The 20,488-nt window shown below is 55.8% G+C and carries 15 protein-coding genes and 1 tRNA gene; 12 read left to right on the forward strand and 4 right to left on the reverse strand.

Annotated elements, in window-relative coordinates:
• Positions 1–32: 32 nt before the first annotated feature.
• From VGJ94_13705 to VGJ94_13755, 11 genes are all read left to right on the forward strand, one after another.
• Complete coding sequence (locus VGJ94_13705) at positions 33–1,655, forward strand: NADP-dependent glyceraldehyde-3-phosphate dehydrogenase (GenBank protein ID HEY3277669.1); 1,623 nt, start codon at positions 33–35, stop codon at positions 1,653–1,655.
• Positions 1,656–1,693: 38 nt separating this feature from the next.
• Positions 1,694–2,374 (forward strand): potassium channel family protein, encoded by a 681-nt coding sequence (locus VGJ94_13710; protein ID HEY3277670.1) that lies wholly within the window; start codon positions 1,694–1,696, stop codon positions 2,372–2,374.
• A 139-nt stretch (positions 2,375–2,513) separates the two neighbouring features.
• The gene (locus tag VGJ94_13715) at positions 2,514–4,958 is read left to right on the forward strand and encodes a glycogen/starch/alpha-glucan phosphorylase (GenBank protein ID HEY3277671.1); all 2,445 of its coding nucleotides are present in this window, start codon (positions 2,514–2,516) and stop codon (positions 4,956–4,958) included.
• A 31-nt stretch (positions 4,959–4,989) separates the two neighbouring features.
• Positions 4,990–6,420 carry a pyruvate kinase gene (gene pyk, locus VGJ94_13720; GenBank protein ID HEY3277672.1) on the forward strand — a complete coding sequence of 477 codons (1,431 nt, stop codon included), beginning with the start codon at positions 4,990–4,992 and terminating at the stop codon, positions 6,418–6,420.
• Between the two features lie 48 nt (positions 6,421–6,468).
• Positions 6,469–7,716 carry an efflux RND transporter periplasmic adaptor subunit gene (locus VGJ94_13725; protein HEY3277673.1) on the forward strand — a complete coding sequence of 416 codons (1,248 nt, stop codon included), beginning with the start codon at positions 6,469–6,471 and terminating at the stop codon, positions 7,714–7,716.
• A 3-nt stretch (positions 7,717–7,719) separates the two neighbouring features.
• Positions 7,720–10,947: a multidrug efflux RND transporter permease subunit gene (locus VGJ94_13730; GenBank protein HEY3277674.1), complete on the forward strand. Its 3,228-nt coding sequence runs from the start codon at positions 7,720–7,722 to the stop codon at positions 10,945–10,947.
• Between the two features lies 1 nt (position 10,948).
• On the forward strand, positions 10,949–12,367 hold the full coding sequence (locus VGJ94_13735; protein HEY3277675.1) for an efflux transporter outer membrane subunit: 1,419 nt from the start codon (positions 10,949–10,951) through the stop codon (positions 12,365–12,367).
• A gap of 66 nt (positions 12,368–12,433) precedes the next feature.
• On the forward strand, positions 12,434–13,600 hold the full coding sequence (locus VGJ94_13740) for an ABC transporter permease (protein HEY3277676.1): 1,167 nt from the start codon (positions 12,434–12,436) through the stop codon (positions 13,598–13,600).
• A 10-nt stretch (positions 13,601–13,610) separates the two neighbouring features.
• Positions 13,611–14,399, forward strand: coding sequence for an ATP-binding cassette domain-containing protein (locus VGJ94_13745; GenBank protein ID HEY3277677.1), 789 nt, complete (start codon positions 13,611–13,613; stop codon positions 14,397–14,399).
• A complete protein-coding gene (locus VGJ94_13750; GenBank protein ID HEY3277678.1) occupies positions 14,396–15,394 on the forward strand; it encodes an MlaD family protein in 999 nt (332 codons plus the stop codon). The genes VGJ94_13745 and VGJ94_13750 overlap by 4 nt, the downstream gene beginning before the upstream one ends.
• Complete coding sequence (locus tag VGJ94_13755; GenBank protein ID HEY3277679.1) at positions 15,391–16,008, forward strand: PqiC family protein; 618 nt, start codon at positions 15,391–15,393, stop codon at positions 16,006–16,008. Before VGJ94_13750 ends, VGJ94_13755 begins: the two co-directional genes overlap by 4 nt.
• An 89-nt stretch (positions 16,009–16,097) precedes the next feature.
• Here VGJ94_13755 and VGJ94_13760 read toward each other — a convergent pair whose 3' ends face one another.
• Complete coding sequence (locus VGJ94_13760; GenBank protein HEY3277680.1) at positions 16,098–17,183, reverse strand: endonuclease/exonuclease/phosphatase family protein; 1,086 nt, start codon at positions 17,181–17,183, stop codon at positions 16,098–16,100.
• Positions 17,184–17,456: 273 nt separating this feature from the next.
• Here VGJ94_13760 and VGJ94_13765 point away from each other — a divergent pair.
• Positions 17,457–17,530: transfer RNA gene (locus VGJ94_13765), tRNA-Lys, on the forward strand.
• Positions 17,531–17,735: 205 nt separating this feature from the next.
• On the opposite strand, the gene VGJ94_13770 is transcribed toward VGJ94_13765, so the two are convergent.
• The 3 genes from VGJ94_13770 to VGJ94_13780 all read right to left on the reverse strand — a co-directional run bounded on the left by VGJ94_13770 (position 17,736) and on the right by VGJ94_13780 (position 20,245).
• Positions 17,736–18,455 carry a quinol:electron acceptor oxidoreductase subunit ActD gene (locus VGJ94_13770; protein ID HEY3277681.1) on the reverse strand — a complete coding sequence of 240 codons (720 nt, stop codon included), beginning with the start codon at positions 18,453–18,455 and terminating at the stop codon, positions 17,736–17,738.
• 20 nt (positions 18,456–18,475) lie between these two features.
• Positions 18,476–18,868 carry a BON domain-containing protein gene (locus VGJ94_13775; GenBank protein ID HEY3277682.1) on the reverse strand — a complete coding sequence of 131 codons (393 nt, stop codon included), beginning with the start codon at positions 18,866–18,868 and terminating at the stop codon, positions 18,476–18,478.
• Positions 18,869–19,180: 312 nt separating this feature from the next.
• Complete coding sequence (locus VGJ94_13780) at positions 19,181–20,245, reverse strand: AI-2E family transporter (protein HEY3277683.1); 1,065 nt, start codon at positions 20,243–20,245, stop codon at positions 19,181–19,183.
• Between the last annotated feature and the right edge of the window lie 243 nt (positions 20,246–20,488).

A 20,488-nucleotide genomic window follows, 5' to 3' on the forward strand; every position in this document is an offset into this window, starting at 1 on the left:
TTCGTATTTTGACGGACAGAAGGAGATGAGAAATGACAGATCGAGCTTTTGGAACAATAATCCCCGAAGATGAGAAAATACCGGAGCCTTTTCGTATTACTTCCCCCCTGGAGCAGCGCCAATACCTCTGTGACGGCGTAATAAAAGAATGGGGGGGCCCTCGACAGGACGTGCTGTCACCCCTTTGCGAAGCTATGGGCGACTCCCTTCAGCGGAAGCGGATCGGGAGCTACCCCTTGCTCCACGAGGAGGAGGCCCTGGAGGCTCTTGACGCGGCCTGCCGGGCATACGACCACGGACGCGGGATATGGCCGACCATGTCCACCGAGGAACGGGTAAAGCACCTGGAAGAATTTGCGTACCGGATGAAGGAAAGGCGGGAGGATGTGGTAAAGCTGCTCATGTGGGAGATCGGAAAGACCCTGCCCGATTCCCAGAAGGAGTTCGACCGGACCATAGACTACATCAGCGAAACGATCGATGCCTTGAAAAACCTGGACCGTGTGTCCTCGCGGTTTGTCATCGAACAGGGCATCATCGGGCAGATCCGCCGCGCGCCCCTCGGGGTGGTCCTTTGCGTCGGGCCTTTCAACTATCCCCTCAATGAAACTTTCACGACCCTGATCCCCGCACTTATCATGGGCAATGTGGTCATCTTTAAACCGCCTAAAATGGGGGTGCTCCTTCACCGGCCGCTTCTGGAGGCATTCCGGGACTCCTTCCCTAAAGGGGTGATCAACACCGTGTACGGGGAGGGCCATGAGGTCCTGGGCCCCCTGATGAGATCGGGGAGAATAGATGTGCTTGCGTTCATAGGGACCAGTCAGGCAGCAGACATCCTAAGGAAGCAACACCCGAAACCCCACCGGCTTCGCTGCGTGCTCGGACTCGAGGCCAAGAATGCGGGAATAGTCCTCAAAGATGCGGACCTCGATCACGCGGTGGAGGAATGCGTCCTGGGGGCCTTGTCTTTTAACGGCCAGCGGTGTACGGCGCTCAAGATACTTTTCGTTCATGAAGATATCATCGACCCCTTTATCGCAAAATTCAACACAGAGGTGGGTAGGCTCAAGGCGGGCATGCCATGGGAAGGAGGAGTCCGGATTACGCCGCTGCCGGAGCCGGATAAGACCAAATACCTTGGGGAATTGATTGAGGACGCGTGCGCCAGGGGCGCCCGGGTGGTTAATCCGGGCGGCGGTGTGGTGGTGGGGACCTATATGTCCCCCGCGGTGGTATACCCGGTCACGGCCGGCATGAGGTTGTACTCGGAAGAACAATTCGGCCCGGTTGTTCCTATTTCGAAATTCCGGGATATCGAAGAGCCCATGCAGTATATCATTCAGTCCCCTTACGGACAACAGGTGAGCCTCTTCGGGACAGACCCGGAGCTTATGGCACAGCTCATAGATCCTCTGGTCAACCAGGTATGCAGGGTCAACATCAACAGCCAGTGCCAGCGATTTCCCGACACATTCCCTTTTACCGGGAGAAAGGACTCGGCAGAGGGTACCCTCTCCGTTTCAGACGCACTGAGGGTCTTCACTATCAGGACCCTTGTTGCCGCCAAACAAACCGATGAAAACAGAAAGATCATCAAATCGATCGTTACGGAGCGGCGCTCGGGCTTTCTTTCCACCGACTTCATTCTGTGACCGGGATGGGAAACAGTTATCGGGAGACATGGTTTTAGATGATGCGAAATCCGATCTGGTTCTGGACGAAAGAGCACAGCCTCAGCGCCCTTCTCGCGATTCTGATCGTTCATTTCTTCATTTTTGTTCCCGCAGCGGGAAAGGGCATGCTCGTCAGGCTTGCCGCCGACCTGGCCCTGTCGACATTTCTCCTGGCTGGACTTCTGTCGATGGCCCCCGGGAAGCTATTCATGATCCCCTTTTCCGCCTTCGTGGTCCTGGGCGCGGTTACCCACTTTGCGAGATTTCTCTTCGGTGTCCAGGACCTGGTTGGATGGGACTTCACATTTTCGACCCTTGGGCTGGCCGGAGTGCTCGTAATCACTCTTAAAATGGTGTACCAGGCCGGTCCGATAACGAAGCATCGGATCCTGGGGGCCATTGCCGCGCACCTCATGATCGCCGGCCTCTTCGGTAAAGTATATGCCATGATCAACTACCTCATACCGGGAGCCTTTGACGCGAGTCACGAGTTCAGCCGGTTCAGCGTGGAAGGCACGGAAGATTTCCTCTATTTCAGTGTGGTTGCTCTGACCACCATGGGTTTCGGCGATATCACCCCTGTTGCCCCCATCGCCCGCTCCTTTGTAATGATTGAGGGACTCGTCGGACAGCTTTATCCGGCCGTCTTCATTGCGAGGCTCGTATCGCTCAGCCTTGCGGTGAAGGAGGGAAAGTGATTCAACCCCCCGCCATGGGGGGAACCCGATTTTGAAAGGATACGACATGGAGAATAAAAGAAGAAGTGCGAACAAAAGCGAAAGGAGTGCCGGGAACCCGTCTTCGGTCCCGACCGGGCCTGAAGATCTGGAGAGACTGATGGCTGGGTATGGATGCGGGCCCGTTCAGTTCACGGCAAAAGACGGGTTGTACGAACGCCACCTTATCTTTGATAACGTGGTCGACCCGTCATCGGTGGGAATACGGGAGCGTTTTGAGGCGGCGGCCCGCTCGGTTCGCGATATCCTCTCCCAGCGTTGGATACGCACGGAGGAGACTTATAGGCGCGAAAACCCGAAAAGGATCTACTACATGTCCATGGAGTTTCTCATGGGCCGGGCCTTTGAGAATAACCTGACGAACCTGCTGCTCATGCCCTATGTCAGGGAATTCGCAGCCGAGAAGAAGCTCGACTGGAATGACCTGGTTGCGCAGGAACCGGATGCGGGTCTCGGAAACGGAGGACTGGGGCGACTTGCCGCATGTTTTCTCGATTCCATGGCGACAATGGAGCTTCCCGGCATGGGTTACGGCCTCCGTTATGAGTACGGCATATTCACGCAGGCGATCAGGGACGGCTGGCAGGAGGAATATCCCGACAATTGGCTCCGTCGCCCGGACCCGTGGGAAGTTGCCCGTCCGGAAGAGACCGTGGAAATAAGGCTCAACACCTTCTTTGAATTGCACAGGGGAAGCCTGCGGGCAGTTCCGGGACGTGCATCCACCCTGCTCGGCATCCCCTTTGACCGCCCCGTGGTGGGCTATGGGGGAAAGACGATCAATACCCTGCGGCTCTGGGCGGCTGCGGCTCCCGATTTTTTTGATTTCCAGGCGTTCAGTGGCGGAGATTTCGTGGGGGCCCTGGCCCAGACGCTCGCAAGCGAATCTCTTACCCGGGTACTTTACCCCGACGATACCACAAGTATGGGGAAAGGGCTGCGGTTTGTGCAGGAATATTTTCTCGTGGCATGCTCGCTCCAGGACCTCCTGAGACGTTTTCGGGCGGGTAACGCAGACTGGAGCGCCCTGCCCGAGAAGGCTGCCATCCAGCTTAACGACACCCATCCCGCATTGGCAGTGCCCGAATTGATGCGAATCCTCCTGGATGAAGCTCACCTGGGATGGGACGAAGGGTGGGACATTACCAGGCGGACCCTGGCCTACACGAACCACACGTTACTACCCGAGGCCCTCGAGAAGTGGCCGCTTGTGTGGTTCGAAATAGTGCAGCCCCGCCTCCTCGAAATCATTCTGGAGATCAACCGGCGTTTCCTTGACAAGGTCCGGAGCCGTTTTCCGGGCCGGGAAGACCGCGTGCGGGGCGCGAGCATCATCGAGGAGGGGCCGGAAAAAGAAGTCCGCATGGCCAACCTCGCCATCGTAGGCACCCACAGCACCAACGGCGTTGCCGCAATTCATTCTCAACTCCTGCGCACCCGGACGGTGAAAGACCTGGCCGAGATATTCCCGGAACGATTCAGTAACAAGACCAACGGCGTCACGCCCAGGCGGTGGCTGCTCCTCGCGAACCCTTTTCTTTCGGCAGCGATCACGAAGGCCATCGGTGCCGACTGGATCACCGATCTCAGTGAGCTGGCTAAACTGAAACCCCTCGCCGACGATCTGAACTTCCGAAACGCCTTTCTCCAAGCCAAACGTGATCAGAAGTCGGCCTTCGTCGACTGGCTCACGGCGACGAGCGGCAGGATTGCGGACCCCGACACCATCTTCGATTGCCAGGTGAAGCGCATTCACGAGTACAAACGGCAACTGCTGAACGCGCTCCGTATTATTGTCCTCTACAACCGCCTGAGGGAGAATCGGAAAATCGAGATGGCCCCCCGTACCTTCTTCTTCGCAGGCAAGGCGGCCCCCGCTTACCACCTCGCCAAGCTCGTCATAAAGTTCATCAACAATCTCGCGGAGACCATTGACGGCGACCCGGCAGCGGCCGGCCGGCTCAAGGTCCTTTTCCTCCCGGACTACTCCGTCTCATTGGCAGAGCGGCTCATCCCCGCCTGCGACGTCTCCAATCAGATATCAACCGCAGGCTACGAAGCCAGCGGCACGAGCAACATGAAATTCATGATGAATGGGGCCCTTACCATTGGCACCAGGGACGGCGCCACGATCGAGATGGCTGAAGAGGCAGGGGAGGAGAATTTCTTTCTTTTCGGCCTCACCGCGGAGCAGGTAACCGGAAGCCGGGATTGGTACAACCCTTACTGGCACTATGAGAATGAACCGGAGACCCGTGCGGCCATCGACTTGATCGCCTCGGGCCACTTCAGCCGTCATGATCCGGGTATCTTTACCCCCTTGATCGACGTACTGCTGCCCTGGGGGGACCGATATATGCATCTTGCCGACCTGGGAGCCTATCTGGACGCAGACGAGCGCATGTGTGAGTTGTATGAAGACCGGAATGGCTGGGCGCGAAAAGCGATACTCAACGTGGCCGGTTCGGGAAAGTTCTCGAGTGACCGTACCATCGCAGAATATGCGGCCCATATCTGGAACGTTAAATCGTGCCCGGTGCGATGAACGAGGCGCGTATAAGAAAGGATGGGAAATAATGAATCTTCCTCGCAATAAAACAAAGATCGTATGTACCATCGGACCGGCGTCCGGTTCTCCGGAGATGCTTGAGCGGATGATCCGGGCGGGCATGAACGTGGCCCGCCTCAACTTCTCTCACGGAGAGTTCGAAAGCCACAGGCAGACCATCGAGAGACTCCGCTTCGCTGCGAAAGGGGCGGGCAGGAATATCACCATTATGGCGGACATGCCCGGACCGAAGATGCGGATCGGTCAGATTGAAAACGAGCCGGTCTACCTTCCGCAGGAGGGGACCTTCACCCTTACCGCCAGGGACGTGACAGGCAATGAATCCCTGGCATCCGTGACATTCAAAAAGCTACCCGCCGTGGTAAAGCCGGGGAACACTCTTTTTCTCAACGACGGACTTATCCAGCTCGAGGTTCAAGAAGTTCAGGGGGCGGACGTTCATTGCAAGGTTCTCGTGGGGGGCGAGCTGAGATCCAGGAAAGGTCTCAACCTTCCCGGCATCGACCTCGGCATCAGCGCATTTACGGATCGGGACCGGGAGTGCCTCAAGTTTGCCATAGAGAGCGGGGTCGATGCAATCAGCCAGTCCTTCGTGGAGTCGCGGGATGATATTCTCGCGGTCCGAGAGGCGGCGAAGGAATCGGGCCGCATACCCTTCATTATTGCAAAGATAGAGCGTACCCGCGCTCTTGAGCGTATCGACGAAATCCTGGAAGTCGCGGACGGGATCATGATTGCCCGGGGGGACCTCGGCGTCGAGATCCCCATCGAGCGTATCGCCATGGTGCAGAAACAACTTACGCGGCAGGCTAATATAGTGGGGAAGCCGGTCATTACCGCGACCCAGATGCTCGAGTCTATGACGGACAATCGCCGTCCCACGCGGGCCGAGGCCACGGACGTGGCAAACGCCATTCTTGACGGGACCGATTGCGTCATGCTTTCCGAAGAATCCGCCATGGGTAAATATCCTGTCGAAGCGGTGGAAATGCTCGGCCGGATTGCCCGGGAAACCGAGCCTTCCCGTTCCGGCCTCAGTATGCGGGAGGCCCTGAGGGCGATTGGGTTGGGCAAAGAGGCGGATAAGGGCGATCTTATTTCTGTCTCCATGCAGAGTATTGTCGAGAGAATGCCTGTTGCCGCAATTTTCATACCCACTCATACGGGTGCTACGGCGCGCAGGATCGGGAGGTTCAGGCTGCCCGTATGGATCGCCGCAGCATCCCGCGCGGAACCCGTGTGCAGCGCCCTCAATTTCTCCTACGGCATTTTCCCCATCCACGAGCCGGGCGACATCGAGGATTGGAGTGACTACGCGAGATCCTGGACAAGAAGCCAGACCATCGAAGGAGATATGGTGATCGTGATCGAGGGGCCTTCGCGCCTGCATCCGGAAGGGAATCACAAGATGGAGATTGTAGACCTTAAAAAAAGTTAAAAAAGCCCGGGAGGCGATTTTGTTTTTATTTCGCAAGGAGGTAATCTTATGGGCCGATTAAATCTATCAGGGCTGCGTCTTTTTGTGAGGATACCTTTGCTCGGCCTGATCATTGCACTTATGGCTGCGACCATTGCGGGGGGTTGCAAGAAAGAGACCAAATCCCAGGCACGCCCTCCGGCCCCGGTAACGGTGATGACCATCTCGCCCAGGGACACACCCGTCACCCTCGAGTTCGTGGGACAGACGCAGAGTTCCCACCAGGTGGAGATCAGGGCGCGGGTAAACGGATTTCTGGAAAAGCGGCTCTACAAGGAAGGGACCCTGGTGAAGGCCGGAACGGTTATGTTCACCATGGACGCCAAGCCATTCCAGGCGCAGCTCGATGCCGCGCGAGGCGTGCTCGCCCAGCAGCGCGCCCGATTGACAACCGCCCGGGCGAACCTCGCACGGGTCAAGCCCCTTACCGAGCAGGATGCCCTGTCCCAAAAAGACCTCGATGATGCCACGGGTCAGGAGCAGTCTTCGGCGGCGGCAGTGGAAACGGCAGGCGCGGAGGTGGAGCAGGCAAGGCTTAATCTGAGCTACACCACGATCAGCACTCCTGTAACCGGGCTTTCAAGTTATGCGCGGGTTCAGGGCGGCGCTTACGTGAATCAGGCGAACAGCCTTCTTACCTACGTGGCCCAGACCGACCCGATGTGGGTGAACTTCAGCCTCTCGGAGAACGATCTGCTCAAGTACCGGGGCGAGCAGAAAAGCGGTCTTCTGCGTCTGCCCAAAGACCAGGCATTCATCGTGGAGGTCGTGCTCGCCGACGGTACCATATTTCCGAAGAAAGGCACCATCACCTTTGCCGACGCTGAATTTAACCCCCAAACGGGCACCTTCCTCATCCGAAGCACGATCCCGAATCCCGATGACCGGCTCCGGCCGGGACAGTTTGTCAGGGCACGCATCCTCGGCGCGATCCGCCCAAACGCGGTTGTAGTGCCTCAAAGGGCGGTCCAGCAAGGGGCGAAAGGGCACTTCGTCTGGGTGGTCTCTAAAGAAGAGAAGGCCGAACCCCGACCCATAGTGGTCGGTGACTGGGTTGGGAACGACGTGTTCGTTAATGAAGGGCTTCGTACCGGCGACAGGATCGTCGTCGACGGCGGACTCACCCTTGGTCCGGGCGCGACCGTTGCCGTTAAACCTTATGTTCCGAACGCCAAAGGAGCACCGGCACCCGCACCGGCTAAAACGGAAGCGACGAGCCCTGACAAAGGTGAAGGCAAGAACCGGGGGAGGAACTGAGCCATGTTCTCCAGGTTCTTTATAGAGCGGCCCATTTTCGCCACCGTAATCTCAATTATCATCGTGATCGCGGGTCTGGTGGCGATGAGGGCCCTGCCCGTCGCCATGTACCCCTCCATCACGCCCATTCAGGTCCAGGTGACGACCACCTATCCGGGGGCCGATTCAAAAACCGTCGGCGACTCCGTGGCATCGCCTATCGAGGCCCAGATCAACGGCGTCGACAACATGCTCTACATGACATCCACGAGCTCCAATACGGGGCAGATGACCATAACGGTCTTCTTCACCCTCGACACCGACCCGGATATTGCCCAGGTTCAGGTGCAGAACAGAGTAAACCTGGCCATGCCTCAACTCCCCCAGGCAGTGGCACAGTACGGTGTCTCGGTCCAGAAAAAGTCCTCCACCCCCCTCATGATTATCTCCGTATACAACAAGGACGGCCGGTACAGTGCGGAGTATGTGACCAACTACACGAACATCTATGTGCTCGATGCGATCAAGCGGATAAACGGCGCGGGGCAGGCACAGATCTTCGGCGTGCCGGACCAGGCTATGCGCATATGGATGAACCCCGACCACATGGCCTCTCTCGGGATCACTACCACGGATATCCAGACTGCCGTAGCGAACCAGAATGCCCTCTTTGGGGCCGGACAGGTTGGACAGGAGCCGAATGACGAAAAGGTGCAATTAACCTTCCCGGTAATTACCCAGGCCCCCTTTGTGAAACCTTCCGAGTATGGGGAGATCATCCTCCGGGCAAACCCGGACGGCAGCGCAATCGTCCGCGTGAAAGACGTTGCCCGCACCGAAATGGGAAGGCGGCAGTACATCGACGACAACAAGCTGAACGGCGCCCCGGCGACTCCGATCATCGTCTATCAGCAACCCGGGGCGAATGGCCTCGAAGTCTCCAAAGCTGTCAGAAAAACAATGGAAGATATGAAGAAAGCGATGCCTGACGGTATCGAATACGTCATTGCCCTGGATACCACCGATTTTGTGAGGCTTTCTATCGAGGAGGTGATTCATACCCTCTTCGAGGCGATCCTGCTGGTGATCCTGGTGGTCTATCTCTTTCTCCAGAGCTTTCGCTCCACGATCATCTGCATTGTGGCCATCTTCGTCTCCCTCATAGGCACTTTCTGCGGGATGCTCGCCCTGGGCTTCTCCATCAACCTCTTGACCCTTTTCGGGATTGTGCTTGCCATAGGAATGGTAGTTGACGATGCCATCGTGGTGGTGGAGAACGTGGAGCGGATCATGGTCAAAAGCCATCTCCGCGCGAGAGAGGCGACCATAAAGGCCATGGAGGAGATCGGCGCGTCGCTTATCGCGGTGGTGCTTGTGATGGCCTCCGTGTTTATCCCTGCTGCCTTTCTTCCCGGCACTACCGGGCAGCTTTACAAGCAGTTCGCCATCACCATCGTGATTTCCGTGGCCCTCTCCGGATTCGTGGCGCTCACCCTGACTCCGGCTATGTGTGGAATCATGCTGAAACATACCGTGCCTCCCAAGAAGGGTGTTCTCGGCTGGTTCTTCAGGTTTTTTGCCTGGTTCAACAGGGGTTTCGACCGTTTTACCCTGGGTTTCGGCGATGCCGTCGTGCTCATGATAAAAAGAATGGGGATTGCCTTTGTTCTCCTGGGCGTCATGGTCATGGTCCTTCTCTATCTGTTCCGCACGATCCCGACGGCTTTCGTGCCGAACGAGGACCAGGGTTACGTCATGGCTCAGATCGTTATGCCTGATGCGGCCAGCCTGAAGAGGACATCGGAGACCGCGCGACAGGTAGACGCACTTTTTGCCAAGAATCCCGCGGTGGATAACAGGACCGTGGTAAACGGGTACAGCCTTCTCGATGCCCAGTACAAACCTAACGTGTCGACTTTCTTCGTGACCCTGAAGGATTTTAAGGACCGCTATTCCTCGAAGGAACGGGCGCGCAAGGAGAGTTCCGACGCGGTGCTCGGTGCGGTACGGAAAGAAGCACGCCTGATCGAGACAGGATCCACCATTCCCATTGCGCCCCCGGCAATTCCGGGCATAGGCACTACCGGAGGTTTCGAATTCTGGGTCCAGGACAAAGAAGCGGGGGACCCTGCGCGCCTTTACGAGATTACCGAGCAGTTCCTTGCCAAGGCGCGAACGAGGCCCGAGCTTGCCGGCCTCAATACAACCTTCCGGGCTGCTTCACAACAATTAAAGGCCGAGGTGGACCGTTCAAAAACCGTCCTTCTCAACGTGCCGATCGTCGACGTATACAACGCGCTCCAGGCACAGTTCGGCTCAATACAGATCAGCCAATTCAACCAGTACAGCAGGGTCTGGAATGTGGTGCTCCAATCTGACGCCCCCTATCGGAAGACCCCGATGGACGTGACAAAACTCTATACGCGGTCTGCGACGGGCCAGATGGTTCCCTTGTCTGCGGTCATACGAACGAGCTACGTCACGGGACCCGACCTCGTGCCCCACTTCAACGGGTTCCCGGCCGCCTATGTAACGGGCAACGCTGCTGCCGGCTACAGCTCCGGGGACGCGCTCAAGGCCATGGAGGAAGTGGCCAAAGAGGTACTCCCTTCGGGATACGGGTACGCCTGGTCCGGAATGGCGTACGAAGAAAAAAAATCGGGCGGGACGTCGTCCAGCGCCTTTATTTTCGGTCTCATCATCGTCTTTCTCGTCCTTGCCGCCCAGTTCGAATCATGGACGCTGCCGGGCTCGGTCATGACGGCGGTGCCTTTCGGGATCCTCGGCGCCCTGATCTTCAACTGGCTGCGGGGTCTCAATAACGACGTTTATTTCCAAATCGGCCTCCTGGTCCTCATAGGTCTCGGGGCAAAGAACGCGGTCCTCCGGGTGACCTTCGCCACAGAATTGAGAAAGCAGGGACTGTCGATCATGGATGCCACAATCAAAGCCGGCGAGGAGCGGCTGAGGCCCATTATCATGACCTCCCTGGCTTTCATATTCGGGGTCTTGCCTCTCGCTATCGCGACAGGCGCGGGCGCGAACGCCCGCCACTCTATCGGCACAGGCATTATGGGCGGCATGATCGGGGAGGCGACCCTGGCCATGCTCTACGTGCCGCTCTTCTATTACCTTTTCGATAAGCTGAGCGAGCGGACCGCAAGAAAGAAGGCCGCTGCGGCCAATGGAGATAAAGGCCCCGGTATCGGCGATCCGGCTCCTCTGCCGCCCGGCACAAAAGGGAGCGAGTGAGATGAAGCGGATTCCGATCCTCATTATAATTATCCTTTGTGCGGCCGGCTGCGCCGTGGGTCCGGATTATAAGCGTCCCGACATCGATGTTCCTCAGTCCTACAGGTACGAGCCGGGGCAGGCGGCCGAGACGGCCAACACCCAGTGGTGGAAACACTTCAACGACCCGGTACTCGACCTGCTTATCGCGGAAGCTCTCGCCCACAACAGGGACGTGAAGATTGCCGTTGCCAACATTGAGGCGGCCCAGGGTATCCTTATGACTACCCGTTCGGCCCTTTTCCCCCAGGTAGACTATACGGGAAGCGCCCTTCGCCAGCGCCTCTCGCGGAATGCCCCGATTCCTGAGCCGGAGAAGAACCCGTTTACGAACCTGCAGGTTTTCGCGGGCGCGAGCTGGGAAATAGACCTCTGGGGGCGCATCCGGCGCCTGAGTGAGGCGGCGAAGGCTAACCTGCTCGCCACGGAAGAGGCCCGGCGAGGAGTTATTCTTTCTCTTGTAGCCGAGGTATCGTCTTCTTATGTTCAGCTGCGCGCCCTCGACGAGCAGCTGGAGATTTCGAAGCGCACCCTCGCAACATACGGCGACTCCGTAAGGATATTCGAGCTTCAGCAAAAGTACGGGCAAGTTTCGAAGATAACCGTGGAGCAGGCGCGATCGCAATACGAAACTGCGGCGGTGCAGATCCCGCAGATCGAGACCCAGATAGCGCTGACAGAGAACGCCCTCTCGATCCTGCTCGGACGAAACCCGGGCCCCATCGCGCGGGGCAAGGTCCTTGGCGACCTTTTAAGTCCTGCAATACCCGCAGGGCTCCCGTCCCAGCTCCTCGAGAGGCGTCCCGATATCCTCCAGGCCGAGCAGAACCTCATTGCAGCCAACGCGCAGATAGGGGCAGCAAGGGCACTCTACTTCCCGTCGATCTCTCTTACGGGCGCCTTAGGTGTTTTGAGCACCGACACATGGAACCTTTTTCGGGGGCCGAGCACTATCTGGAACTACGGCGGCTCCATTACAGGCCCCATCTTTACCGCCGGCAACATTGCCGGACAGGTGGCGACCGTGACGGCGGGCCAGAAGGCGGCCCTTGAATCCTACGTGCAGACGATCCAGAAAGCCTTTGCCGACGTGGAGAATGCCCTGGTATCCCGTCAGAAGCTGGGAGAGCAGTCCATGGCTGAAGAGAGGCGGGTGGCCGCATACAGGGAGTATGCCCGCCTTGCCCGACTCAAGTATGTCGGAGGCTACACATCGTACCTTGAAGTGCTCTATTCGGAGACCCAGCTTTTTCCGGCGGAGTTGAGCCTGGTGCAGGCCCGGGCAAGCACCCTCATAGCCGTTTCGAACATCTACAAGGCCATGGGGGGCGGCTGGGTCACTGCGGCGGATGAAATGACGGAACCTTCCGGCAAGGACTAGAGATGTTGCTTCCGGGACCATGGCCCGGGGTGTGAGGCAGAACCACCATGGAAGGGAGGCGACGTGGTGAAAACCAAAGAAATAGAAACCGACGGTCTGAATAGCGGGTCCGCGGGGCTCACCTTCTCCGATATTCCGCAAGGAACCCTCGTCATCGGGCTGACCGGTGTCTGGACAACGGAAACGTCCCAACCTCCCCTTGAAGACGTGGAGAGCCGGGTGAGCGCGGTTCCATCGGCCACAAAAGTTATTTTCGATACCAGGTCGCTCACCGACTGGGACAGCAGCTTCCTCACCTTCCTTCTGGGCGTGAGGGAAATATGCGAGCGCAAGGGCATCGCTGTTGAAACGGACGGCCTTCCCGAAGGCGCGCGGCGACTTCTGAAACTCGCCCTCGCCGTGCCTGAAAGGGTCGGCGCAAAGAAGGGGGCAGGGAAAGAGCCGATCATGTCGAGGATCGGCGGCTCAACCCTTAAGTTCGTTGCAGGTCTGGGCGAAGTGATGGATTTCCTGGGTGATGCGGGTGTTTCAGTGGTTCGCCTGCTCATGGGCAGGGCCACTCTACGGTGGTCCGATATCCTGCTGTTCCTCCAGGAAAGCGGATCGCAGGCATTGCCCATAGTATCCCTGATCAGCCTTCTCGTGGGACTTATCCTCGCCTTTGTGGGCGCCATACAGCTTCAGACCTTCGGCGCCCAGATCTACGTGGCAGATCTCGTAGGCATTGCCATGGTGCGGGTAATGGGCGCCATCATGACGGGGATTATCATGGCGGGACGAACGGGCGCAGCTTATGCCGCCCAGCTCGGAACCATGCAGGTAAACGAGGAGATTGACGCTATGAAGACCCTGGGCGTAACTCCTATGGAATTCCTTGTCCTGCCCAGAATGCTGGCCCTCACTGTAATGATGCCTCTCCTCTGTATCTATTCGGATATCATGGGTATTCTCGGGGGCATGATAGTCGGCGTCGCCATGCTTGACCTCAACCCCATCGTCTACCTCAATCAGACGAAGGCGGCGTTGAACCTCACCAACGTATGGATCGGCCTCTTTCATGGCGCCGTGTTCGGAGTCCTGGTAGCCCTCTCTGGCTGCCTGAGAGGCATGCAGTGCGAACGGAGCGCATCGGCGGTCGGGTATGCGGCCACTTCGGCTGTGGTGACTGGCATTGTAAGCATTATAGTCGCCACTGCGATCATCACGATTGTGTGTAATGTACTCGGGTTCTGAGGAAAAACCAATGGACGAAAGGGCGGTAATTGAAGTAAAGGGCCTCAACATGGGCTACGGGAGTTTTATTCTTATGCGGGACCTCAATTTCACGATCAACCGCGGAGATATATTCATCATCATGGGGGGCAGCGGGTGCGGCAAGAGCACGCTCCTCAAGATACTCGTGGGGCTGAAAGAGCCTTCTGCCGGGCAGGTCCTTTATGGCGGCGTGGACTTCTGGAAGATGGACCCCCCCGAGCGCCAGCAGTTCATGAAGCGTTTCGGAATACTCTACCAGAGCGGCGCGTTGTGGAGCTCCATGACCCTGGCGGAAAATGTGGCCCTCCCTCTGGAGTTGTATACGACCCTTCGGCCTCCCCAGATTCGCAAAATCGTTTCCCTTAAAATGGCCCTCGTGGGCCTTGCAGGTTTCGAGGATTTCTATCCCTCGGAGATCAGCGGCGGTATGAAAAAAAGGGCGGGATTGGCCCGGGCTATGGCGCTCGATCCCGATATCCTGTTTTTTGACGAGCCCTCCGCCGGCCTAGACCCGGTAAGCGCAAGGCTCCTCGATGACCTTATCCTGGAGCTTCGGGACAGCCTCGGGGCCACGGTGGTAATTGTGACCCATGAACTGGCAAGCATCTTTGCCATCGGGAACAACTCGGTGTTCCTCGATGTTGAATCGAGGACCATGACGGCCCACGGTGATCCGAAGCGGCTCCTCGCCGAATCTACCGACCGCAGGGTACGGAATTTTCTCACCAGGGGAGAAGTCGATAACCCCACAATAAATCGAGAGGTTAAAACCTTATGAGCACACAGGTAAACAAGACGGTTGTCGGCATCTTCATGGTAAGCGCCATCGCCCTCCTCGTGGCGGCGGTTTTCATCCTCGGTTCCGGAAAGTTTTTCAAACACTTGCCCAAGTATGTGATGTTCTTCAAGGGTTCGGTGGCAGGGCTCTCCGTGGGCTCGCCCGTACTCTTTCGGGGCGTGAAAGTGGGAGAGGTAAAAGAGATCAAACTGAGTTTTAATCCCAAGGACCTGTCCGCCAATATTCCCGTTATTGTGGAACTGGGGCAAGCCAGCGTAGAAATAGAAGGACAAACCACCAGTGAGCCGATTGGAACGCAAAAGGGCATGATCCAAAAACTGGTCGATAAGGGATTTCGCGGCCAGCTGGCAATGCAGAGCTTCGTGACGGGCCAAATGATGATAACCCTCGATCTTTACCCGGGCAGTCCGGCCGTATTCGTAGGGACTGAACCCGGATATACGGAGATCCCCACCATACCGACTCCTATCCAGGAGTTGACGCGTAAACTTGAGAAGCTTCCCATCGAGGATATTTTCAAGGAGACACAGCAAGCAATGACGGCCATTTCCAAAATAGTCAATTCACCGGAACTGGCAGCAATGCTCCGGTCTATCAGTGAAGGGGTAAACGAGACAAGGACCCTGGTGAAGAATGTTGACCGCCAGGTTGGGCCCGCGGGGACGAACGTCAACGAGGCGGTCCGGGAGGTCAAAAAACTGGCATCACGAATAGAGGGCGACATCGGACCCCTTATCGCGAGCGTGACAAAAGCCGCCGACGAGGCAGGGATCGCCCTGAAGAGGTCCCACACGGTATTGGGCAATGCGGAGGGGGTTATGGCAGGCGATTCACCCATGGGATACCGGTTGATGAAGACTCTCGAAGAGTTCGAGGGTGCGGCAAGATCCATGAGAACCCTGGCTGATACTCTGGACCAGCATCCCGAAATGCTTATCTATGGAAAGAAAGGTACCAAGGAGGCGGCGAGATGAAAAACTTCCTGTTCATGTCAGGATTAGCATGTGTCGTGCTGTCGGTGATCACGGGGTGTGCAAATTCCCCTGCCACGAGATTCTATGTGCTTAGTTCACCGCCCGATATCAGGGAAATGGCGGGCAAGACAAGTGACAACTGCCCGACCATAGGCATTGGCCCTATAGTGGTGCCGCCATACCTGACAAAATCCCAGATTGCGACCACCCCTTCGGAAAACGAGATCAGTTACGCCCCCTTCGACCAGTGGGCGCAACCCCTGCCGGGCAACCTCTCTCACGTCCTTGCCGAAAATATTTCGAAATTTGCCTGCAGTAAAGCAATATACCAATTCCCATGGATCGGCGCCCGGGAGCCGGACTACCGTGTTCGCGTGGAGATCGTCAGCATGACCGGCATACTGGAATCAAAGGCATCCATAGAAGCTTGGTGGACAATCTCGGAGACCCAGGAAAAAAAGGTGATCCTATCGAGCAGAAGACGCTACATCGAACCCGTTCACGGCCGGGACTACCAGGCCCTGGTTCAGGCATATAGCAGAATACTGGCAGCACTGAGCAGGGATGTGGCAATGGCGATTCCGGGCCCCCGAATCCCTCGGCCGGGACCCTAAAAACGTGGTCGTCTCCAGGATAGCAAAGCGAACGGCGGGGCCATGCCCGAAAAGAGCGGAACTTCAGTCTTTCATTTTCACCTTGTCTTTCACTTACCCCGTGTATCACCCTTCGAGTCCGGTTTTTGGTGAGGGAGAACCGGCTTTCCCCTTTTTATCTCGCTTTTGGGGGCGGCCTTCTTCTCGTCGGGGCCGTGGTCTGAATTCAAATCGGTCAGGGATGCAGGGATCTCAATCCTGGTCAAAATAGGAAAATGGTCCGAAGGATAACACTTTTTCCAGCGCAATTGAATGATCTTGACATCATGGACCTTGAAGATAGAAGGGACGAAAATATAATCGAGCCGGAAACGGAACAGGAACCTGCGGAACCCGTGGAAGGTCACCACATTTCGCCGTTTCGGGTACCTTTGCCGGAAAGTGTCCAGCAAAGGGACGGGATTTAAACTCCCTCCTCTTGCCTTCATATTCAGATGGACTTTGCCTTTCAGGTATTTGATGGGCGCGCTCCTCTCCCTGGCGTTAAAATCACCCATAAGCACAAAAGGGTCCTGAAATGCACGTTCTTGTATGCGTTGGGCTAAAAAAACCACACTCTTTTTTCTCGATCGCTGGGAGATGTGGTTAAGATGGGTGTTGTAGAAATAGAAACCCTGTCCTGATTCCTTTTCTATGAGACGAACCCAGGTGCAGGTTCGGGGCAGGATATTTCCCCACCCTTTCGAACCCGGGACATCGGGGGTATCCGATAACCAAAACGTGCCTTCCTCGAACAGGGAAAACCGGGTCTCGTTGAAAAAGATGGCAGTGTGCATTCCTTCGCTGCCCCCCAGACCGCCGCTGCCCACCATTGCGTAACCGGGAAGCATCCTCCGGAGTGCGGCGATTTGAAAGTCCATTGCCTCCTGGAGACCCAATACATCCGGGCGATAGAGGTCCAATATTTGATGTACGAGGTTCCGGCGAAAAATCCAGTGATTATTCCGGTCCTTCGCAGTCCCCCGTCGGATATTGAAGCTCATGATATTCAGACTGAGGCCGGTATCGGACCCAGGATCGGGCTCACAACCTGTAGGGCCGGTTTCACCATTTTCCCGCGTATTATAGCCCAATAACCACACGACGGGCTTGTAAATTGGAAGAATGCTTTTTCCCGCCAGTCCGAGTCTCTTCATATCGTTTTTTGCCCCATCCTTTTCGCTCACCGATCAGCATCCGATCTCATACCGGTGTGCCTGAATATAATCACAATTACTAAATATCTCCCGCGGTCATGATCAACGGCAGGGAAGAGACGCCATCGAAAAGCTATCAGCCCGGGATTGTTATCCGACATTGTGGAAAGGAAATGATAAATGAGGAGCCTCTTCCGAAACCATGGGGAACAGGCGGATTTGTCAATTTTCCTCTTGCGCGCGTCCATTGTCTGTGTTATAAAAACTCATCTTGGGCCGTTAGCTCAGTCCGGTAGAGCAGTTGACTCTTAATCAATTGGTCGGAGGTTCGAATCCTCCACGGCCCATATATACCAACTCTTCTATCCCAACATCTAATAATCTTTCATTCCCGCATAAATGACATAATATCATCTCCATCGGAAGCCGGCGGTGGAGTCGTTGATATGGACGATTTGTTTATCGGGTCATGAACCGGATAACTGGTTTATTCGCTTTAAGAGAACGGGGTAAGTGTTCAGAAGATCCTGAAGACTTACCCCGTTTCCTGTCTTAATCACCAAGAGAGGGATCTTTGATGGGTGAAGCAAAGGTATCGGTGCTTCTTCGACCGACACGCTCTCCGGGCGGTGTATGTAAGGTGTCCGCGGGCGGTCTGTCCAGGGGCTCTCCGGTGACCGGACGAGTGGGCTCATTACGGCTTTGCGCCTCACGAGGCTTATCCGGCCGTGGTTTGTCGCTTTTGTCATAATCCGCACCGGCTTCACTCTTATATCCTATGTCTTCAGCCCCTGTTTTCTGCAATATTTCCTTACCCCTGTTTTTCCAATCCCTATCGTCTGCATGGACAGAGAGGAGGATACCTCCTTGTTTGATCCGCCCTTCATAGCGATTGGCTTCATATTCGGGTATGCCCATCCCGATCAGCGCCCCCGCTATCCCGCCGGCCACACCTCCGGCGCCGGCTCCCGCAAGGGCTCCCATTATGGGGCCTGCCGCAATGAAAGGCCCAAGGCCTGGGATGGCTAATAGACCGATCCCTACAAGCCACCCTAAAGCGCCTCCGATGACCGCCCCGGTGCCCGCGCCCGTCGCTGCCCCTTCAGGGGCCTTCGTCTCTTTTTCGATCGCAAATTCCTTGGTACCCCCGCTTTCGGGAAAGAGCACCGAGATATCCTCGGAACGGAAACCTGCATTTTTCAGTGCTTCGACTGCCCGCTCAACCATCTCACGGGTTTTATAAATTCCATAGACTGCGATATTCTTAGCCATGCGTTTTACCTCCTTTATTTTTACTTTCCTTTCTTTTTAGGGGCGATATCAATCTCGCTCTTCACGTTTTCATTTCCCGCTATCTGGGCCGCTTTCTCCTCGACACTCTTTTTTTCGTCCTCTGATCTGACGGGTCCTTTTAATGTGACTTTTCCTTCGGTAGTAATGATCTTCACATTACGTGCGTATGTTGACATTGATTTGTCGCTCGTGATCGCCCGACGGATCTTCTGGGTAATCTCGAGGTCCTGTTTCGATTGACCCTGTTTTTCCGCAGTAAGCTCTTCCTGCGATCGGTCCCTTTTATTGGTTCCCGTATTATCGGCAGGCTGAGCAAAACATGCCACGTAGCTACTTGCCAGAAATGTGACGGATACGAATAATACCGCAAGGAATATGTTTTTTCTGACCATGATGCATCTCCTCCCTCTTTTTGGGATGACAGCTTTATACTTATAATTGTTTACCGGCTGTTCCCCGCCGTTTTTTAATCTCAACCGAACAGGAAACGCGCAACGGTTCGGCTCGCCATACTTGACTGCCTTTGTAAAAGCTATTACCCCTTTCTTTTAATGTCTGTCGCAATATCGACAATTCTCCTGAGGCACGTCGGCGTACAGGCTTCCTTTTTTTAATGACATTCAGGCACTGCGGGTGGGCGTGGATAAGTCGGGTGTTATCGCACCGACGAGACGAAATGGTCCATAATTGATTGGGTAATCAAACTAATCGGCTCGAGAGCTTTGAACTACGGACGTTTTCACTTCTTCATGGGACCCGAGAAGGACGGAATACCGTGTGGTTTCTTCACTGCTTTCGAGCGCTATTTTGAGAAGATTGGTCAGGGGCACGGAGAGAATCATTCCGATCGGCCCTAAAACCCATCCCCAAAAAACGAGAGAGATGAAAACGACCAGGGTCGATAAATTCAGTCCTTTGCCGGTTATTTTGGGCTCTATAATATTACCGATTACTATATGGACCGTGATAAAAGCGAGAATGGTGAGCAGGGCATGCCCCACCCCCAATTGGACCAGTGCGAGAAGGGCGGCAGGTAAGGCGGAAATGACGGCACCGATATTGGGTACAAAATTGAGCACAAATGCGAGTGTTCCCCATAATACGGGATAATCCACTCCGAGAATCAGGAGCCACAGCCAGATCACCAGGCCGGTTGCGGCGCTGACGATAGTCTTGATGATAAGGTACCGTCTGGCGCTCAGGGCAAACTTCTCGATTGCATGCATGGATCTGTCGGGGTTCTTCAAAAGCACCCTCAATTTTTGGGGAAAATATTCAGCTTCTAAAAGGATAAAGACGACGGTAAGCAATATAAGGAACCCGTTCGTAAGGACACTGCTCAAAGCGGAGAATATGCCCCCCGCGAAGCTCATCACCCATCCCGGCTGAACACGGGGCAGGTCTTTCGCGGAAATATGGATGCCCTTTGTGCGGAGCCAGCTTATCAGATTCGTGAGATGGTCCGACAATTGCTCCTGGTAGCCGGGAAGGGAACTCAGGAACTGATTCAGTGAAGGGCCGATCAACGCGCCGAACGCCAGACCCAGGAAAAGAATAACAAGAAGTATGATGATAACGGCAATTACTCTGGGCACACCTTTGCGCTGCATCCAGAAGAGGGGCGAAATACAGACGACTGCGATGAACAGTGCTACAAAAAGGGGAACCAGAAGCGAACTGGCTGCTTTCATCCCCGCTATCACAATCACCAGGCTTGCCAGGATCACCGCAACCGGTACTTTCACGGTGGCTTTGGCATCTGTATCCATTGATGTCTCCTGATCTGTTTCATCCCGCTTCAAAATGTCTGACTACAGACGGGATGCGCCCACACAGGACGGTCATATCTCCTCACACACTGAAGGTCAAAAAGCCCAACCCATGCTGATTGTGTAAGCATTCACCGATTCATTCGGGCTTGATGTACCCCCGTTGGAATAATGCCTGAAACGGTTCTCCATATAAATATTGTTCCATTGGTATCCTATACCCCCTTGAAGAATGCCGAGGAA

The organism is Syntrophorhabdaceae bacterium, from assembly GCA_036504895.1.
Classification (GTDB): domain Bacteria; phylum Desulfobacterota; class Syntrophorhabdia; order Syntrophorhabdales; family Syntrophorhabdaceae; genus PNOM01.